This is a genomic window from Nocardioides sp. NBC_00850 (assembly GCF_045207335.1).
In the GTDB taxonomy this organism is placed as follows: Bacteria; Actinomycetota; Actinomycetes; order Propionibacteriales; family Nocardioidaceae; genus Nocardioides.
This window is the reverse complement of record NZ_CP108845.1, coordinates 1966352-1985318: the sequence shown is the minus strand read 5'-3', so window position 1 is coordinate 1985318 and position 18967 is coordinate 1966352. Positions and strand designations below refer to the sequence as shown.

General features: G+C 69.5%; 15 protein-coding genes. 5 read left to right on the top strand and 10 right to left on the bottom strand.

What is annotated here, in order from left to right:
• The first annotated feature begins 344 nt into the window (after positions 1-344).
• On the top strand, positions 345-815 hold the full coding sequence (locus OH802_RS09835; RefSeq protein WP_406027394.1) for an NUDIX hydrolase: 471 nt from the start codon (positions 345-347) through the stop codon (positions 813-815).
• A gap of 10 nt (positions 816-825) precedes the next feature.
• Here the strand turns inward: OH802_RS09835 and OH802_RS09830 are convergent, their stop codons facing one another.
• From OH802_RS09830 to OH802_RS09815, 4 genes are all read right to left on the bottom strand, one after another.
• The gene (locus tag OH802_RS09830; protein ID WP_406027392.1) at positions 826-1347 is read right to left on the bottom strand and encodes a putative immunity protein; all 522 of its coding nucleotides are present in this window, start codon (positions 1345-1347) and stop codon (positions 826-828) included.
• 10 nt (positions 1348-1357) lie between these two features.
• Positions 1358-2332 carry a ribose-phosphate diphosphokinase gene (locus tag OH802_RS09825; protein ID WP_091052555.1) on the bottom strand — a complete coding sequence of 325 codons (975 nt, stop codon included), beginning with the start codon at positions 2330-2332 and terminating at the stop codon, positions 1358-1360.
• Between the two features lie 74 nt (positions 2333-2406).
• On the bottom strand, positions 2407-3861 hold the full coding sequence (gene glmU / locus OH802_RS09820) for a bifunctional UDP-N-acetylglucosamine diphosphorylase/glucosamine-1-phosphate N-acetyltransferase GlmU (protein WP_406027390.1): 1455 nt from the start codon (positions 3859-3861) through the stop codon (positions 2407-2409).
• A gap of 43 nt (positions 3862-3904) precedes the next feature.
• Positions 3905-4663 (bottom strand): SDR family oxidoreductase, encoded by a 759-nt coding sequence (locus OH802_RS09815; protein WP_406027388.1) that lies wholly within the window; start codon positions 4661-4663, stop codon positions 3905-3907.
• Between the two features lie 102 nt (positions 4664-4765).
• Between OH802_RS09815 and OH802_RS09810 the strand changes: the two genes are divergently transcribed.
• Positions 4766-5608, top strand: a complete 843-nt coding sequence (locus OH802_RS09810; protein ID WP_406027386.1) for a helix-turn-helix transcriptional regulator — start codon at positions 4766-4768, stop codon at positions 5606-5608.
• On the opposite strand, the gene OH802_RS09805 is transcribed toward OH802_RS09810, so the two are convergent.
• Complete coding sequence (locus OH802_RS09805) at positions 5605-7728, bottom strand: SpoIIE family protein phosphatase (RefSeq protein WP_406027384.1); 2124 nt, start codon at positions 7726-7728, stop codon at positions 5605-5607. The genes OH802_RS09810 and OH802_RS09805 overlap by 4 nt on opposite strands.
• A 176-nt stretch (positions 7729-7904) precedes the next feature.
• On the opposite strand from OH802_RS09805, the gene OH802_RS09800 reads away from it, so the two are divergent.
• A complete protein-coding gene (locus OH802_RS09800) occupies positions 7905-13223 on the top strand; it encodes a HAMP domain-containing protein (RefSeq protein ID WP_406027382.1) in 5319 nt (1772 codons plus the stop codon).
• On the top strand, positions 13220-13855 hold the full coding sequence (locus OH802_RS09795) for a two-component system response regulator (RefSeq protein WP_406027379.1): 636 nt from the start codon (positions 13220-13222) through the stop codon (positions 13853-13855). Before OH802_RS09800 ends, OH802_RS09795 begins: the two co-directional genes overlap by 4 nt.
• 15 nt (positions 13856-13870) lie before the next feature.
• On the opposite strand, the gene OH802_RS09790 is transcribed toward OH802_RS09795, so the two are convergent.
• The 4 genes from OH802_RS09790 to OH802_RS09775 form a co-directional block, all read right to left on the bottom strand.
• A complete protein-coding gene (locus OH802_RS09790; protein WP_406027377.1) occupies positions 13871-14107 on the bottom strand; it encodes a DUF6752 domain-containing protein in 237 nt (78 codons plus the stop codon).
• Position 14108: 1 nt separating this feature from the next.
• Entirely contained in the window at positions 14109-15707 is a 1599-nt protein-coding gene (locus OH802_RS09785; protein ID WP_406027375.1) for a class I SAM-dependent methyltransferase, read from the bottom strand.
• Complete coding sequence (locus OH802_RS09780) at positions 15704-16135, bottom strand: adenylyltransferase/cytidyltransferase family protein (RefSeq protein WP_141806140.1); 432 nt, start codon at positions 16133-16135, stop codon at positions 15704-15706. Before OH802_RS09780 ends, OH802_RS09785 begins: the two co-directional genes overlap by 4 nt.
• Before the next feature lie 199 nt (positions 16136-16334).
• Entirely contained in the window at positions 16335-16934 is a 600-nt protein-coding gene (locus tag OH802_RS09775; protein WP_406027372.1) for a hypothetical protein, read from the bottom strand.
• A gap of 80 nt (positions 16935-17014) precedes the next feature.
• On the opposite strand from OH802_RS09775, the gene OH802_RS09770 reads away from it, so the two are divergent.
• The gene (locus OH802_RS09770) at positions 17015-17797 is read left to right on the top strand and encodes an alpha/beta fold hydrolase (protein ID WP_406027370.1); all 783 of its coding nucleotides are present in this window, start codon (positions 17015-17017) and stop codon (positions 17795-17797) included.
• Between the two features lie 7 nt (positions 17798-17804).
• On the opposite strand, the gene OH802_RS09765 is transcribed toward OH802_RS09770, so the two are convergent.
• Positions 17805-18752 carry an alpha/beta fold hydrolase gene (locus OH802_RS09765; RefSeq protein WP_406027368.1) on the bottom strand — a complete coding sequence of 316 codons (948 nt, stop codon included), beginning with the start codon at positions 18750-18752 and terminating at the stop codon, positions 17805-17807.
• Positions 18753-18967 lie beyond the last annotated feature (215 nt).

Below are 18967 nucleotides of genomic sequence, written 5' to 3'. Positions count from 1 at the left end.
CGCTTCCAGCCCGTCCTTGGCCATCTATTTTCCCAGGTCAACCATCGTTTTCGCGGTGAGCGAACGACCTAGCATCTGTGGATGGTAAGTGGCCCGAAGGGCCACCCTCACGCCCCTCAACGCCAGCCCAAGCGCGTACGAATCTCTCCGCGCCACACCCGGGCCGCCGCCCCGATAGCCAGCCAAATCTTTCTCGACGGGCCCCGGTGTCAAGGACCGCGAAGCGGCCGGCGAAGCCGGCGGCCGAAGGCCGTCCTTTACTCCGGGGACTGTCGAGAAGACCCTCAAAGAACGGGTCGGCGGCCCACCCCAACCCCGAAGAACACCCAGCTACCGTGAACACCATGCCGATCCCAGACTTCATCGTCGACCTCCGCCACAAGATAGGCACCGAGCTGCTCTGGCTCCCGGGCGTAACAGCGGTAGTGCGCAGAGAAGACGAGATCCTCCTGGTCCAGCGCGCGGACAACCTGAGATGGACACCGATCACCGGGATCGTCGACCCCGGCGAGCAGCCCGCGACGGCAGCAGTACGCGAGGCGAAGGAGGAGACCGGGGTGGACATCTCGGTCGACCGGCTGGCGTCGGTAGGCGCGACGAGTCCGATGGTCTACCCCAACGGGGATCGTGCGGTCTACATGGACCTCACGTTCAGCTGCACATGGCGCTCGGGCGAGGCGTACGTCGCTGATGACGAGTCCGCGGATGTCGGCTGGTTCCGCGTGGACGAGCTCCCGGAGATGCCGTCCGAGCTCCGGGCGCGGATCGACGCCGCGCTCTCCGGCGAGGTCGCCGCCCGATTCATCGGCCCCTGACAACCAGTCGTCAGCCAGACGCTCTCAGTCGGCTGTCGAGGGTACTCATGAGCTCTGCGACACGGTTCTTGCCGGCCGGTACGACCGGATAGCGCGCGAGAACGTCCAGCAGCACCGGGCTCGCACGCTCGACTGCACGGTCCAGGGAGGCCACGGCAGCCCCAGGCTCGGAGAGCTCCGCGATCCGAGCGACGCTGGCTGCGGCACGCAGGATGTGCCCGACCTGAGCGGCATCGGCGAGCGGATGGAGATAGGCGGCCGAGGCTGCGTCACCGGCGCTTCGGGCGGCCAGCCGAGCCGCCTCAGAAGGAGCCTCCTTGGCCGCCCGATGGGCGTCCAAGGAGGTGACCCGCTGGAGCTTCGTACGTCGCCCACCACCGACGAACTCCCGCGCCGCATCCAGCGCCAGCCGCGGTCGAGGATCGTCGGGGCAGGCCGTCTCGAACAGGGGCAGCACCTCGGCAGCAGACTCCGCGACGTACCGGGCGACGACCCGGAGCTCGTCGGTCGTCAGCTCGAAGTCACCCGCCACGAAGCAAGTATCAGGCGTGACCGTCGAACATCGAGGTCACCGAGCCGTCCTCGAAGACCTCGCGGATCGCGCGGGCGAGCATGGGGGCGATGGAGAGCGTCGTGAGCTTGTCGAACTGCTTCTCCTCCGGCACCGGGAGGGTGTTGGTGATGACGACCTCGGTGGCGGTGGAGTTCTTCAGCCGGTCGACGGCCGGGTCGGAGAGGATCGCGTGAGTCGCGCAGATGATCACGCCGGCGGCACCGTCGGCCATGAGCGCGTCGGCGGCCTTCACGATCGTGCCACCGGTGTCGATCATGTCGTCGGTGAGGATGCAGATGCGGTCCTTGACCTCACCCACGACGCGGTTGGCGACGGTCTCGTTGGGCCGGTTGATGTCGCGGGTCTTGTGGATGAACGCCAGCGGCGCCCCACCGAGCCGCGCGGCCCAGCGCTCGGCGACCTTGATCCGGCCGGCGTCGGGAGAGACGACGGCGAGGGGCTGGTTGCCGTACTTGTCCTTGATGTAGTCGGTCAGCAGCGGCAGCGCCATCAGGTGGTCGACGGGACCGTCGAAGTAGCCCTGGAGCTGGTCGGCGTGGAGGTCGACGGAGATGATCCGGTCGGCACCCGCGGTCTTGAACATGTCGGCGACCAGACGGGCCGAGATCGGCTCGCGACCGCGGTGCTTCTTGTCCTGGCGGGAGTAGCCCCAGAACGGCATCACGACGGTGATCCGCTTGGCCGAGGCGCGCTTCAGCGCGTCGACCATGATCAGGTGCTCCATGAGCCACTGGTTGATCGGCGCCGTGTGCGACTGGATGACGAACGCGTCCGAACCGCGCACCGACTCCTCGTAGCGTACGTAGATCTCGGAGTTGGCGAAGTCGTAGGCCGAGGTCGGCGTCAGCTTCGTTCCCAGAAGGTCGGCGACCTCCTCGGCGAGGACCGGGTGAGCCCGGCCGCTGAAGAGCATCATCTGCTTCTCGGTGGTGCGCTTGGTCATCTGCTGGCTCCTACCCCCGGGGTCACTGCACTTGGATTCTCCATCAACTTCGCTGCCGGACCCAACCCCGGGGGTCACTCGCCTGTCGCCGGGGGTTCACCGAGGATGGGTACGCCCGCTTCGAGTGCCTCCTCGGCCGCGGCCGCCTGCGCTGTGCCTGCCCTCTTCGTCAGTGCCCACCCCTCGATGATCCGCTGCTGACCTGCGGAGACGGCCAGCGCACCGGGCGGGACGTCCTCCCGGATCAGGGACTCGCCACCGGTCGCAGCGCCGTCACCGACGACCACCGGGGCGACAAACGTCACACCTGACCCCGACTTCACGTGCCGCCCGATCCGGGTCCGGTGCTTGTTGACCCCGTCGTAGTTGGCGAAGATCGTGCCGGCCCCGATGTTGGAGCCCTCGCCGATCGTCGCGTCGCCGACGTAGGACAGGTGCGGCACCTTGGCGCCGGGCCCGATGGTCGAGTTCTTGACCTCGACGAAGCCGCCGATCTTGCCCTCCTCGCCGAGCACAGTGCCCGGGCGCAGGTATGAGAACGGCCCGACGTTGGCACCGGGTCCGACGACGGCGAGCTCTGCCTGCGTACGCACCACCCGGGCGCCGTGGCCGACCTCGGTGTCCTTCAGCGTGCAGTCGGGACCGACCACCGCGTCCTCGTCGATCCGGGTGGCACCGATGAGCTGGGTGCCGGGCAGGATGGTGACGTCGGGCGCGAGCTCGACGTCGGCGTCGATCCAGGTCGTGGCCGGGTCCATCACGGTGACCCCGTCCTTCATCCACCGGGTCACGATCCGGTCGTTGAGGATCTTCCCGAGCGCGGCGAGCTGGGCCCGGTCGTTGGCGCCCTCGGCCTCACTGACGTCGTCGAGGACGAACGCATCCACCCCCAGCCCGTCCGAGACCGCCAGCGCGATCGCGTCGGTGAGGTAGAACTCCTTCTTGGCGTTGTCGTTGCCGATCCGCGGAAGCACCCCGGCCAGGAAGCCGCCGTCGAAGGCGATGATCCCCGAGTTGATCTCGTTGATCGCCCGCTCCTCGTCGGTCGCGTCCTTCTCCTCGACGATCCCGGTGACCCCGGCGCCTCCACGCAGGATCCGGCCGTAGCCGAAGGGCTCCGGGACGATCCCGCTCAGGATCGTCGCGGCCCGGCCGGCGGCCTCGTGGTCGGCCACCAGCGCGCGCAGCGACTCACCGCGCAGCAGGGGCGTGTCGCCGTACGTCACCAGGACCGTCCCGGCGGCGACCGCGCCGGCCTCGACCGCCACCCGCACGGCGTGTGCCGTGCCGAGCTGCTCGGTCTGGACCGCGATCACGGCCTCGGGCAGGATCTCGGCGATGTGGGGCTCGACCAGCTCGCGCTGGTGTCCCACGACCGCGACGACACGGGACGCCCCGGTCTCCGAGACCGCGGCCAGGACATGGCCCACGAGACTCCGGCCCGCGATCTGGTGGAGCATCTTGGGAGTCTTGGACTTCATCCGGGTGCCGCCACCGGCGGCCAGCACGATCACGGTGAGCTCGCTCATGTTGGCTCAGTCTAGGCCGCCGGGCCCGGCCGCCGATCCGGGGTCAGCGGACCCGTTCCTCGGCCGCGTTGAGGACCCCGATGATCTGGTCGTAGTCGCCGCGGACCTCGGCGTAGCGCAGCAGCTTGACCTGCTCCACGAGCACCTCGTGGGCGTCCGGATCGGCCTCGAGCAGCGCCATCACCTCGTCGACGTACGCCTCGAGCGGCATGGCGTGCTGGGAGGTCTCGTGGCCCGGCATCAGGGCCGTCCGGACCGCCGGCGGGACGAGCTCGGTGACCTGGATCCCGATCGGCTCCAGCTGCATCCGGACCGACTCGGAGAGCTGGTGGATCGCCGCCTTGGTCGCGTTGTAGGTGGGCGTGAACCGCAGCGGCGTGTGGGCCAGCCCCGAGGAGACGGTGACGATGGTGGCGCCGGGACGCTCACGCAGCTGCGGCACCAGCGCGTCGATGAGCCGGATCGGACCGAGCAGGTTGGTCACCACGGTCTCCTCGGCATCGGCGAGGAAGCCCCGCGTGGTCCAGTCCTCGGGGCGCATGATCCCGGCCATCGCGACGAGCACGTTCAGGTCCGGGAAGCGGCTGACCACGTCGGCGGTCGCCTCCGCGATCGAGGCGGCGTCGGCGGTGTCGATGCGGACGGTCTCGAAGCCGTGCACCTGGGCCAGCTCGGAGAGCAGCGACGTACGCCGACCACCGATGATGACGGTGTTGCCGCGTTCCTTCAGGCGCAGGGCGAGAGCGAGGCCGATCCCGGAGGTCGCTCCGGGGATGAAGATGGTGTTTCCGGTGATGTTCATGCCTCCACCTTGCGGCGGCGGCTCCGTCTGCGGGAGAGACCTGGCGATCGTGGGATCGGCGGTCCCTGGCTGCGTACGATCCCAACCCGCATCATGGATGCCATGGACCGCGCCTCCCTCGCCGACTTCCTCCGACGCCGCCGTGAGGCGCTCCGCCCGCAGGACGTCGGCCTGGTCACCGGACCGCGGCGGCGTACGCCCGGCCTGCGCCGCGAGGAGGTCGCCGCACTGACCGGGATGTCGACCGACTACTACGTACGCCTCGAGCAGCAGCGCGGCCCGCAGCCCTCCGAGCAGATGCTCTCCGCGCTCGCCCGGGCACTGCGCCTGACCGTCGACGAGCGCGACCACCTCTACCGGCTGGCCGGACACAACGCCCCGCGGCGTACGTTCGAGGACGGCCACGTCGCCCCGGCGCTGCTGCGTGTGCTGGACCGACTCGAGGACACTCCGGCGATGATCATGTCCGCGCTCGGCGAGACGCTGGTCTCCAACCGGCTGGCGACCACGATCTTCGGGGACCGGCCGGCGCTGACCGGCTGGGACCGCTTCGAGGCCTACCGCTGGTTCACCGATCCCTCGACGCGGAGCGTCTACCCGCCGGACTACCACGTCACGCACGGCCGTGGCCTGGTGGCGAGCCTGCGGATGGCCTACGGAGCACTCGGCGAGCGCGGGCGCGCCGGCGAGCTCGTACGCCTCCTGCTCGCCAGGTCCGAGGAGTTCCGCGAGCTGTGGGAGCGGCACGAGGTGACACATCGATACGAGGACCACAAGACGCTGCTGCATCCGCAGGTCGGCCGCATCGACGTCGACTGCCAGGTGCTGTCCACCCAGGACCAGGGCCAGGCCCTGCTGGTGCTGACGCCGGTGCCCGGCAGCGAGGCGGAGGAGAAGATCCGGCTGCTCGCGGTGCTCGGCCACGAGGAGTTCAGCGCTCCCTAGGAGCCTCTGCCCAGGTCGAGGACGAGGACGGCCATGTCGTCGGAGGGCGGCACCGGGGAGAAGTCGGTGACCGCCCGCAGCAGCCGGTCGGCGACGACCTGCGCTCCCACGTCGATGCCCGTGGCGAGGACGGCCTCGACCCCCGCCTCCTCGAACATCGTGTCCCCGGCACGCCGCTCGAGGACACCGTCGGTGACGACGACGAGCCGATCGCCCCGCTCCACCGTCACCTCCTCCTCGATGTAGTCGACCGCGTCGAGCACCCCGAGGAGCGCCTGCGACCGGCCGACCCGTCGGGCGGAGACGCCGGGCCGGGCACGGGTGACCAGGAACGGCGGCGGGTGCCCCGCACAGACGAGCCGCACCCGGAACCGGGACGCGGAGGTGACCTCGAGTGTGCCGCACACCAGCGTGATGAACCGGCCCCGCAGGCCCTCGTCGCTGATAGCGGAGTTGAGCCGCTCCAAGGTCGGCGCGATCGGGATGCCGGCCCGCATCAGCGCCCGCACCGTGTGTCGCGACATCCCGGCGACCGCGGCCGCCTCCGGCCCGACGCCGCACACGTCGCCCACCATGAAGCCCCAGCGCCCGGCGCCGAGCGCGAAGATGTCGTAGAAGTCGCCGCCGGCGTCGTTGAACTCCCCCGTCGGCTCGTAGCCCACCCCGATGTCGACACCCGGGATGTCCGGCAGCACCGCCGGCAGCAGGCTGCGCTGCAGGGACCGGCCGATCTCCTGGAGCTCGGTGTGGGCGCGGGCGTTGTCGATGGCCAGGGCCGCCCGGCGGGCCACCGCCTCCGCCACCATCAGGCGCTCGCGACGCAGCGGCTCACCGGCCGGCCGCCCGAGGGTGAGCCAGCCGATGATCCGGTTGCGTGCCTCCAGCGGGAGGATCGCGACCTCACCCTCGACATCAGGCTGGGCTGGAGCCTCGGGGCCTTCCGGCTCCGCCTCCTCCAACGCGTCCTGCACCGCGTCGAGCTGGTGCTCGTCGGCGTGCCAGGCGAACTGGAGCCGAGGATGGTCGCGGGCGTCGTTGAGGTAGATGCCGCACCACGTCGCCAGCCGCGGCACCACGATCTGCCCGGTCATCGCAGTCGTCGTCTCCAGGTCCAGCGACGAGGCCAGCATCACGCTTGCCTCGCTCTGGAACGTCAGCCATGCGCGGCGCTCGCTGTCGGCAGCCCGCGTGGACGCCCGGTCGACGCTCGGCGCGGCCCAGTCCGCGACCCGTTGCAGCTCGGCGCCGTCCTCGGTCGCGAAGCTGCCCGGCTCGTGTTTCGCGACCGCCAAGGTGCCGATCACCCGGCCCTCGAAGGCCACCGGCGCCGTCGTCAGCGAGCGCAGCTCCAGCCCACTGAGCAGCTCGACGGGCGTCGCCCGCAGGTCGCTGATGGCCAGCGGCCGGAACGACGCCTTGAGGCTCGGCGCACCGGCCTGACCACGGCGCACGCTGCGTCCCTTGATCGCCGTCGCCGCTCCGCTGGTCGCGGCCACCACGAACCGGTCCTCCATCTCGTCCTCGAGCAGAAGGTACGCAGCGTCAGCATCGAAACGCTCCCGGGTCTGCTCCACCACGAGGTCGAGGATGTCCCCGAGGGCTAGCTGGTTGAGGGCGAGCCCGCTCAGCCCCAGCGGATCCGGCCCGGTCGCAGCCACGCTCTCCCGGCGGCGTACGTCCTGGCCCTCGGGGACTCCCCCGTTGGGCGCCTCAGCGTCGAGGGTCGTCTCCACGAGCGCGAACGCGGCCCACACCCGCTTGTGGTCCCGGCGGTACTCCACCCCCCAGGCCGTCGCCAGCGCCGAGGTGATCAGCAGCCCGCGACCGTGCTCGCCGGCCCCGGGCCGGGCGTTCACGCCGACCGGGAGCACCCGGGTCGGGTGCTGGTCGAAGACGTCGATGCGGAGCCGGTCCTCCTCGCGTACGACCGCAACCGTCATGGGCGTGCCGGCGTGGGTCACGGCGTTGGTCACCAGCTCGCTGGTCAGCAGGACGACGTCGTCGAGGAGGTCGTCGAGGCCCCAGTCGGCAAGCACCTCGCGCGCGAAACGGCGTGCTTCGGAGACCGACGTCGGTGCCGGCTCGAAGGTGCGCGAGAGTGTCTTGGCTCCGATACTCATGACCACCGCCGATTGTGCACCCCTTTGGCGCCGGTATGGCAGTGATCACGGCAAGGTACCGGCAGGTAGGTCAAGGAATTACCAGAATCGGTGGTGAACGAGCATTTGTGAGCCACAGCGAGCTGCGGGGTGCGACACTTCAGCAGACGCGTGTCTCAGCGCGAGAGGAGGCAGGGATGTCCTCATCGGCGGACTCATCGAGGTCGACCACGCTGCCCGAGCAGGTGACGGTCGACCAGGTCACGCTGCGCCAGCTCAAGGACGCGATGACCGCGATGCGCGACGGCATCTTCACCGGCCGGCTCGAGCCTGTCGACGGGCCGCTCGGTGACCTCGCGTCCATCCACAACGAGATCGCCGAACGGCTGAACCACCTGACCGGCGAGATCGCGCGCGTGCGCCAAGAGGCGGGCCGCGACGGCCACCACGACGAACGGCTCCGGCCGAGCATCGGCGGCGGTGCCTGGGCCGGCGCGGTCGAGGACGCCAACAAGCTGGTCGCCGACCTGGCACGCCCCACCGCCGATGTCGCCCGGGTCGTCGCCGCCGTCTCCGCGGGCGACCTCACCCAGACGATGGACGTACGCCACGGCAGCCGCGCCCTCAAGGGCGACCCGCTGCTGGTCGCGAAGAGCGTGAACGGCCTGGTCGCCCAGCTCGCCACGATCACCGAGGAGATCGCCCGGGTCACCCGCGAGGTCGGCACCGAGGGCAAGCTCGGTGGTCGCGCGCGGGTGCGGAACGCCTCCGGCACCTGGCGCGACCTCGTCGACGCGGTCAACACGATGTCCTCGCGGCTGACCGCCCAGGTCCGCGACATCGCCGAGGTCACCACCGCCGTCGCCAACGGCGACCTGTCCCGCACGGTCACCATCGAGGTCTCCGGCGAGATGGCGCAGCTCAAGGACACCGTCGACCGGATGGTCGGCCAGCTGTCGTCGTTCGCCGCCGAGGTCACCCGTGTCGCCCGTGAGGTCGGCACCGAGGGCCGCCTCGGCGGCCAGGCCGACGTGCGCGGCGTCTCCGGGACCTGGCGCGACCTGACCGACTCGGTCAACACGATGGCCTCCAACCTGACCTCCCAGGTGCGAGGCATCTCCTCGGTCGCCAAGGCCGTCGCCCGCGGCGACCTGTCGCAGCAGATCACGGTCACCGCGCGCGGTGAGGTCGCCGAGCTCGCCGAGACGCTCAACTCGATGACCGCCACCCTGCAGACCTTCGCCGACGAGGTCACCCGCGTCGCCCGTGAGGTCGGCACCGAGGGCATCCTCGGCGGTCAGGCCGAGGTGCCCGGCGTCGCCGGCCGGTGGAAGGACCTCACCGACTCGGTGAACTCGATGGCGAGCAACCTGACCAACCAGGTCCGTGACATCGCCCAAGTCACCACCGCGGTGGCCGGCGGCGACCTGTCCCAGAAGATCACCGTCGACGTACGCGGCGAGCTCGCCGAGCTCAAGACCACCGTCAACACGATGGTCGACCAGCTCTCCGCCTTCGCCGACGAGGTGACGCGTGTCGCCCGCGAGGTCGGCACCGAGGGCATGCTCGGCGGCCAGGCCGAGGTGCCGGGCGTCGGCGGCCGATGGAAGGACCTCACCGACTCCGTCAACTCGATGGCGACCAACCTGACCAACCAGGTCCGCAACATCGCCCAGGTCACCACCGCCGTGGCCGGCGGCGACCTGTCGCAGAAGATCACCGTCGACGTACGCGGCGAGCTCGCCGAGCTCAAGACCACCGTCAACACCATGGTCGACCAGCTCTCCGCCTTCGCCGACGAGGTAACCCGTGTCGCCCGCGAGGTCGGTGGCGAGGGTCAGCTCGGTGGCCAGGCCGCGGTGCCCGGCGTCTCCGGCACCTGGCGCGACCTGACCGACTCGGTGAACTTCATGGCCGGCACGCTGACCGCCCAGGTGCGAAACATCGCCCAGGTGACGACAGCGGTGGCGCGGGGCGACCTGAGCCGGCAGATCACCGTCGACGCCCGCGGCGAGATCCTCGAGCTCAAGTCGACCATCAACACCATGGTCGACCAGCTCTCCTCCTTCGCCGCCGAGGTCACCCGCGTCGCCCGCGAGGTCGGCACCGAGGGCAAGCTCGGCGGCCAGGCCGACGTGCACGACGTCTCGGGCACCTGGAAGGACCTCACCGACTCGGTGAACTCGATGGCCTCCAACCTGACCTCCCAGGTCCGCAACATCGCCCAGGTCACCACCGCGGTGGCCCGAGGCGACCTGACCCAGAAGATCACCGTCGACGCCCGAGGCGAGATCCTCGAGCTCAAGTCGACCATCAACACCATGGTCGACCAGCTCGGCTCGTTCGCCGACGAGGTCACCCGCGTCGCCCGCGAGGTCGGCACCGAGGGCGCGCTCGGCGGCCAGGCCCAGGTGCCTGGTGTCGCCGGCACCTGGCGCGACCTGACCGTCTCGGTCAACTCGATGGCCTCCAACCTGACCAACCAGGTCCGCAGCATCGCCCAGGTCTCCAAGGCGGTCTCGCAGGGCGACCTGTCGCAGAAGATCTCCATCGAGGCCCGCGGTGAGGTCGCCGCCCTGGCCGGCACCCTCAACGCGATGGTCGACACGCTGCGTACCTTCGCCGACGAGGTCACCCGCGTCGCCCGCGAGGTCGGCACCGAGGGATCGCTGGGCGGTCAGGCCCACGTACGCGGCGTGGCCGGCACCTGGAAGGACCTCACCGACTCGGTCAACTCGATGGCCTCCAACCTTACCTCCCAGGTCCGCAACATCGCCCAGGTCACCACCGCGGTGGCCCGTGGCGACCTGACCCAGAAGATCACCGTCGACGCCCGAGGCGAGATCCTCGAGCTCAAGTCCACGGTCAACACCATGGTCGACCAGCTCTCCTCCTTCGCCGACGAGGTCACCCGCGTCGCCCGCGAGGTCGGCACCGAGGGCAAGCTCGGCGGCCAGGCCGAGGTCGCCGACGTCTCCGGCACCTGGCGAGGGCTCACCGAGAACGTCAACCAGCTCGCGTCGACGCTGACCACGCAGCTCCGCGCGATCGCCGAGGTCTCCGCTGCGGTGACCCAGGGCGACCTGAGTCGACAGATCACGGTCGGGGCCGCCGGCGAGGTGGCCGACCTGAAGGACAACCTCAACGAGATGATCGACTCGCTGCGGGAGACCACCAGGGCCAACGAGGACCAGGACTGGCTCAAGACCAACCTGGCCCGGTTCACCGGCCACATGCAGGGCGGTCGCGACCTGCTCGAGGTCGCCCGGCTGATCGTCTCCGAGCTCACCCCGCTTGTCGGCGCCCAGCAGGGCTCGATCTTCCTCACCGACCAGACCTCCGAGCACGGCGGCCCCAAGGTCCTGCGACGGATCGCCTCCTACGGCTACCAGCCCGGCCCCGACGTGCCCGACGTCTTCGCCCTCGGCGAGGGGCTGGTCGGGCAGGCGGCGTACGACCGTCAGCCGATCATCGTGCGCGATGTACCGGCCGACTTCCTGCGGATCTCCTCGGGACACGGGTCGGCCGCGCCGACCTCGATCGTGGTGCTCCCGGTGGCGTTCGAGGAGAAGGTGATCGGTGTCGTCGAGCTGGCCTCCTTCCGGCCGTTCAGCGCCGTCCACATGCAGTTCCTCGAGCAGCTCGCGGAGTCGATCGGGGTCTCGCTCAACGCGATCATGGCCAGCTCCCGCACCGAGGAGCTGCTGGTCGAGTCGCAGCGCCTCGCCGCCGAGCTGCAGGACAAGCAGGACGAGGGCGAGCGTCAGCAGGTCGAGCTGCAGCAGACCAACGCCGCCCTCGAGGAGAAGGCGCGCCAGCTCGCCGACCAGAACCAGGCGATCGAGATCAAGAACCTCGAGATCGAGGACGCCCGGCGTGGCCTGGAGGAGCGCGCCGAGCAACTCGCCCTCTCGTCCCGCTACAAGTCCGAGTTCCTGGCCAACATGTCGCACGAGCTGCGTACACCGCTCAACTCGCTGCTCATCCTGGCCCGACTGCTCTCCGACAACGTCGACGGCAACCTCAACTCCCGCCAGGTCGAGTACTCCCGCACCATCCACGGTGCCGGCACCGATCTCCTCCAGCTGATCAACGACATCCTCGACCTGTCCAAGGTCGAGGCGGGGAAGATGGACGTCCACGTCACCGACGTCGCGGTCACCTCGGTCGTCGAGTACGTCGAGGCGACCTTCCGGCCGCTGACCGCCGAGAAGGACCTCGACTTCATCGTCAGCGTCGACCCCGACGTACCCCGGGTGCTCCGCTCGGACCAGCACCGTCTGCAGCAGGTGCTGCGCAACCTGCTCTCCAACGCGGTGAAGTTCACCGACGGCGGCGGCGTCCGGCTGCTGATCCGCAACGCCTCCGGCGAGCGCTTCTCGACATCCAGCCTGCAGCAGGCCGACGCGGTGCTGGCGTTCTCGGTGGTCGACACCGGCATCGGCATCCCGCCGGAGAAGCTGAAGGTCATCTTCGAGGCGTTCCAGCAGGCCGACGGCACGATCAGCCGCAAGTTCGGCGGCACCGGCCTCGGCCTGTCGATCAGCCGCGAGGTCGCCCACCTCATCGGCGGCGAGATCCAGGTCAAGAGCGACCCCGGACACGGCAGCTCCTTCACCCTGTACGTCCCCAGGATCAGCTCCGGGACGATCGACGCCCAGCCTCCGACGCCCGCCGCGGACGAGGGTGCGACCGCCACCGGAGCCGACCAGCTCCTGCTGGTCCTCAGCAGCGACAGCGACGAGTCCGGCCCCGGCACCAGCGCCGTCGTGGAGGCCCTGTTCGGCTCGGTCGACGAGGTCGAGACTGTCTTCGGCACATCGCCGGAGGAGGCTCAGACGGTCCTGGCCGACCGCGACGTCGACTGTGTGGTCCTGGACCTTCCGCTGGCGGACGGCGGCTTCGACGTGCTCCGCTGGATGCGCACCCACAAGCGCACCAAGAACATCCCCGTCGTGCTGAGTAGGGTCGGCGAGGTGACCAAGGCCCAGCAGAGCCGGCTGGACAGGTACGCCCAGGCGATGACCCTCAAGACGCCGGCAACCACCGAGGAGACGATCGACGACGTGAGCGTGCTGCTGGGCCGCCCCGGGGTGCAGCCCCGCGGGACGTACGTCCCCGAGGCGGCCGATCCGAACGGACAGTTCGTCGGTCGGAGGATCCTGATCGTCGACGACGACGTACGCAACGTCTTCGCGCTCACCAGCGCGCTCGAGCAGCACGGCATCGACGTCATCTACGCGGAGTCCGGGGAGGCCGGGATCGAGGCACTCCAGCGGGAGCCGGGCGTCGACCTGGTGCTGATGGACATCATGATGCCGGGCATGGACGGTCTGACCGCGATGCGCCTGATCCGCGACATCCCGCAGTTCAAGAGCCTGCCGATGATCGCGCTGACCGCGAAGGCGATGACCGGCGACCGCGAGGACAGCCTCGCCGCCGGCGCCTCGGAGTACATCACCAAACCGGTCGACGTCGCCGACCTGCTCTCGCTGTTCCGGTTGTGGCTCTCATGAGTGATCGCCATCAGCCGGGGACGGCGAAGATCCTGCTCGTCGACGACCGTGCCGCCAACCTGGTCGCGCTCGAGGCGATCCTCGGCTCGCTCAACGAGACCCTCGTCCGCGCGGGGTCAGGCGAGGACGCCCTACGCGCCCTGCTCCACGACGACTTCGCGCTGATCCTGCTCGACGCTCAGATGCCGGGGATGGACGGCTTCGAGACGGCTACGCGCATCAAGGCGCGCGAACGCACCAAGGACGTCCCGATCATCTTCCTGACCGCCAACGACTTCGACACCCACCTCGCCTATCGCGGCTACGCGACCGGCGCCGCCGACTTCCTGGCCAAGCCGTTCGACCCGTGGCTGCTGCGCGCGAAGGTGCAGGTCTTCGTCGACCTGTGGCACGCCAGCCGCAAGCTCAGCACCCAGGCCGACCTGCTGCGCCGGTCCCTGGATCAGCGGGCCGCCCAGCCCGGCCGGGTCGATGTCGACGTCGTCACCGACCTCCGCTCCCGGCTCGCGGGGGTGGAGGAGGCCGTGGCCGAGCTCGACACCGGTGGTGACATCGGCCTCGGCGGCGATGCCCGCCGCCGCCTCGGAAAGCGGCTCGAGGATCTCAGGCAAGCGCTCGACGCGCTGGGGTGATCAGACCAGAAGGGGTCAGATCCGTGCGCGGTAGGCCGCGAGGACCTGCTCCGCCTTCTCCTTGTCGGCGTCCTGCAGCGGGATGAGCAGTTCGGCGACCACGTCGGTCAGCTCGGCGACGCGCCGGTTGAGCTGACGCTGCTCCTGCACCTCGGCCTCGAGCGCCTCGATGCGGCGCACCAGCGAGGCACGCGTACGGGCCGCGTCGCGGGCACCGCGAGCGATGTTCTTGATGCCGGATTCGTCGGACATGTCAGTTTCCTTCTGCACGGTTGAGGGGTGGCCAGGAGGCGCGCAGCCGCGCGACGCCGGGCAACGGGTTGCCGAGCATGTCCTGGCCTTCGTTGATCCCGAGGTGCTCGACCACACCGCCGGCCGCCTCGATCTCGGCCTGGACGAGGGCGGGGTCGACGCGGCGTACGAGGCCTTCGGGCTGCGGCTCGGGAAGGTTCTCACCGGTGACCGCGAACTCGAGGTAGAGCTTGCCGCCGCTGGGGCGCAGCGCCATCTTCGCCAGGGTCCAGAGCTGGCTCCGCGCCGCACTGTCGAGGCAGCCGATCAGGTCTCGGGCGTAGAGATGGTGGGGGTCGCGAGCCAGCCGCGCACCCAGAGTCAGCGTCGAACGCAGCTCGCCGAGGATGAGCTGCTCGGAGACCAGCGGGAGCTTGTGGCGCTCGGCCCTACGGCGTACGGCTGCCACCGCGGCGCGGGAGAAGTCCACCGAGTGCACCTGGTGTCCCTTGCGGGCGAAGAAGCGACCGTCACGCCCGATCGCGCCGGAGCCGATGTCGACCACCTTCGCGTCCTCGGGCAGCTGCCGCTGGACCCACGCACCGAAGGCCGACTGCTTGCTCTCGAGCTCGCTCCCGTGGGTGTTGTGGAACTCGGTCCAGAACCCCATGTCGGTGCGGAATCCGCGCAGCCAGCCGTCCAGACGACGTACGCCGGCCGGCGGGTCCGCGTACTTGAACGACGGGTCCGGGGTGCGCCACTTCGGGCCGTAGATGAAGGCCAGCATCTCCTCGGGCTCGGCGGGAGCCGGGAAGTCGTAGCCGTGCAGGTTGATCGTCGAGACCGGCACGATCGCCTCGCGGCGCAGCCGGCCGGAGCGGTTGCCGAGCTGGTAGAAGACCGGCTCGCCGTCCTTGTCGGGCACGTAGAACGCCACGAAGATGTCGATGTGCACCTTGCGGCCGTCCGAGACCTGGTGCAGCACCTTGATGTCGCCGCCCGACATCCGCAGGACGCTCCAGCCTCGCTCGCGCATGGTGCGCTCGATGGCGTACGACTCGGAGATGATCTCGGCGGGGACGGTGTGCTTGGAGAGGTAGCAGACGTCGGTGTCGGAGTCGTGGCCGAGCATCCGGCCCTCGCGGATCGCGCCGAGGAGCGCGCCGTAGTTGAGGTAGGCCTCGACGCCGACCACGTCGCGGAGGTCGGCGAGGACACGCTGGGTGCCGTCGAGGATCTCCTCGCGGATCTTCTCGTCGGTGGCCTCGAAGGAGCGGGTCAGGTGGCCGACCTTGTCGACGCTGAGCGGGTTGCCGCCGCCGTCGACGATCGAGATGTTGCCCTCACCGGAGCCGAGCACGACCTTGTCCTCGAAGAGCACCTCGCCCTCGTAGTCGGCGATGGTGATCGTCGCGGCGCCGTCCAGGAACCGGGTGAGCACGGTGGGCCACGGCACCATGGTGCCCCCGTCGACCGGGTGGCCGTCGCGCTCGGGCGTGAGGGACCAGACGTACTGGCCGTCGACGGAGAGAATCAGGACCGGCGTCGAGGAGTCCCGGACGAGGACCCCCTCGTCGGAGATCTCGAACTGTCCGCCAGGAGTGGGGGCACTGCCGGTCACGAGACCTGGGCATCCTCTCGCGCGATGGCCTTCCGCAGAGCGGTGCTGCTGGTCTGGAGCGTGTAGGGGAAGTAGACAACCTCGACACCGACCGACGCCATCTTCTTCTCGAGCGCGTCGCCCTTCTCGGTGCCCTTCCAGTCATCGCCCTTGAAGAGGTGGGTGAACCCGACCTCGCGCCAGGAGTCGACCTTGTCGGTGGTGCGCTCGGCGTAGACCGCGTCCACGATCCCGATCGCCTCGACGATCTCCAGCCTCTCGACGAGCGGGACGGTCGGGATGATCCCCTTGGTCGTCTCGCAGACCTCGTCGGAGACCACACCCGCGATCAACGTGTCGCAGCGCTCTCGCGCCTGGCGCAGCATGTTGAGGTGACCGATGTGGAAGAGATCGAACACGCCAGGTACGTAACCGATGACCGGTCCCATGCCCACGCTTCCTCCAAGTGTTTGTCGATTAGTTTGGGCGACTTTACACCCTGCTCCCCCACGACCTTGATACAGGCCAGTATCCATGTCTCCCTGTGCATCTCCGGAATCACCAGCGCGACACGCGGACGTCCACAGGAAGCCCGGTGACCTTACACGAAGATGAACGGCGCGTGGCCATCAATGACGAAGGCCGGGGTCAGCTGGGCGGCATGACGCCGAGAACGACGAGCAGTCCGGGAAGGCCGAGGAACAGTATTCCGAGGAGAACCGGGCCACCGAGCGCGCCCAGGACAACGGTGACCTTCGAGACGGCGTACCGCCGCAGGTAGGACACGGCGAGCACCCCGAATCCCGCGGCCGAGACGACCGATCCGAGGAGGTACGCCACCGAGCGTAGGCCGAGGTCGGCCGGGTCGCCGCTCGCTCCCACGAGGATCGCGCCGGCCTCCACGATGCTGCCGACCGCGTCGAGCGCGAGGGTCGCGAAGGCACCCCAGAGAAGCACCGACATGACCCATGGCGTGACGAACCGGACCGGGCGCGCGGCCACCGACAGCAGAGCCACCGCGGCGCCCAGCAGCTTCAGGCCCGTGACGGTCCAGTTCATGACCGAGAGCCCGGCGGCGTACTCGGCGTAGCGGCCCTCGGCGAATCGGTCGGTGGCCTCGAAGGCGACGTTCGCCCCGGCGAACGCCAGGCAGCCCAACGCCATCAGCACGGCGATTGCAATGACGGCAGGGCTTGCGGCCCGCGCCGTGGGCGCCACCGGGCCCTTCTGGCTCGCGAGAGTCGTCATGCTCTCGACGCTACGGACCTCGGCGCGGCGAGACATCGGGGGATCCCCTGCCCGAACCCGGAGCGCGCTACCTTCGGTTCATGGATGTCGTCGAGATCGACGGGTTGCGCCTCGCCTTCCGGCGAGCCGGGAACGGTCCGGCGGTCGTGTTCGTCCACGGCGGCGCCGAGGACGGTCGCGCCTGGACACCACAGCTCGACGCCCTCTCGGACGAGTTCACCGTCATCGCGTGGGACGAACCAGGCGCCGGCGGCTCCGGCGACGTGCCCGCAGGTTTCGCGCTGAGCGACTACGCAGACCACCTTGCCGGGCTGATCCGCGCCCTGGCCATCTCTCCGTGCACCCTCGTCGGGCTCTCCTGGGGAGTGACGGTCATCCTCGAGCTCTACCGCCGCCACCCTTCAGTGGCGCGAAGCCTGGTGCTCGCCGACGGCTACGCCGGCTGGCGGGGCTCCCTCGGCCCCGACGAGGCCGACGCCCGCCTCGCAGGCCTGCGCAACCAGCCGGAGGGCAGCTTCGACCCGACCCTCCCAGGCCTCTTCGCCGGCCCTCCGCCGGCGAAGTTCGTGCCCCTGCTGGAGGCGATGGCAGCCGACGCACGCCGCCACAGCATGCTGACCGCCCTGACCGCGATGACCCACGCCGATCTGACCGACGTACTCGGCACGATCCAGGTGCCCACCCAGCTCATCTGGGGTGCCCTCGACGCGCGTTCACCCCTGTCGGTTGCCCACGAGTTCGAGCGCCAGATCCAAGGCGCCACCCTCGCCGTCATCCCCGACTGCGGCCACGTCAGCAACCTCGAGGATCCGCAGGCGTTCAACGACATCCTCCGCGAGTTCCTCCGCCGTCACGCTGCGTGAGCCGCACTCACACTCGAGATGCTTTTCGCTGGAGCCATTCGAGAATCAGCCGGGTGGTCTCCTCCGGCAGCTCCTGCTGGATCCAGTGGCCGCAGCTCAGCTCCACGACCTCGACGCGCGGTACGAACTTCTCGAGGTGCGGCGCCCTCATGACCGTGTCATGTGAGCCGTAGATCATCAGTGCCTGCTGGTGGACGATCGGGTCGACTTCCTCCATCAGCTCCCAGTTGCGATCCACGTTGCGGTACCAGTTCACGCTCGAGGTGAAGCCCGATGCCTCGAATGCGTCGATGAACACCGCCAGCTCCCCGGCGCTCATCACGGGCTCTCCGCGTGGAGTCTCGGCGTGGGCGAGGTTGAGGAGCGGCATGCCCGGCTCCGGCTCGGCCGCGGGCTCGTTCTTGCGGTACAGATTGCGCAGGAACCGGCTGGTGTTCGCGTCGAACACAGCATCGGCCACCCCGGGCTGGCGGTTGAAGTGGACGAAGTACGAGTCGCTGCCGACGATCGACTCGATGAACGCGACGGGCGGCACCTCACCGCGTTCCATGTACGGCACGCTGAGCGCGATCACCTTGTTCACCCGAGTGGGATGCAGCACGGCAGCGCTCCACACCACGTTCGCACCCCAGTCATGGCCCACGAACGTGGCGTCCTCGTACCCGAAGTGGTCCAGGAGACCGACGAGGTCGCCGGAGAGATGCACGATGTCGTAGTCGGAGACCTCGGCGGGGCGGGACGAGTTGCCGTAGCCGCGCTGGTTGGGGGCGATGACGTGGTAGCCGGCGGCGGCGAGCGCCTCCATCTGGTGTCGCCACGAGAAGGCCAGCTCCGGCCAGCCGTGGCAGAGGACGATGGGATTGCCGGCGTTCTCCTGTCCCGCCTCGAAGACTTCGAGCTCGATGCCGTTGACGGCGATCATGCTCGGCTCGGGAAAGGCGATGGGTTCTGACATGCGTTGTCCTTCCAGCGACATGCCGATGCGCGCGGTGTGACGATCGGTTGATGTGACCGTAGAAGCCATCGCGGACAGGAACCGTCCTCAATGCCCGGCAGATTGAGAACATGTCGGCCGACCCCACCGAGCGGACGGTGCGCCGCGACGTCGGACCCGCGCCAGATCACGTTCCCGGTTCACCCTTGGCGGGTGAACCGGCAGTCACCAGGGGC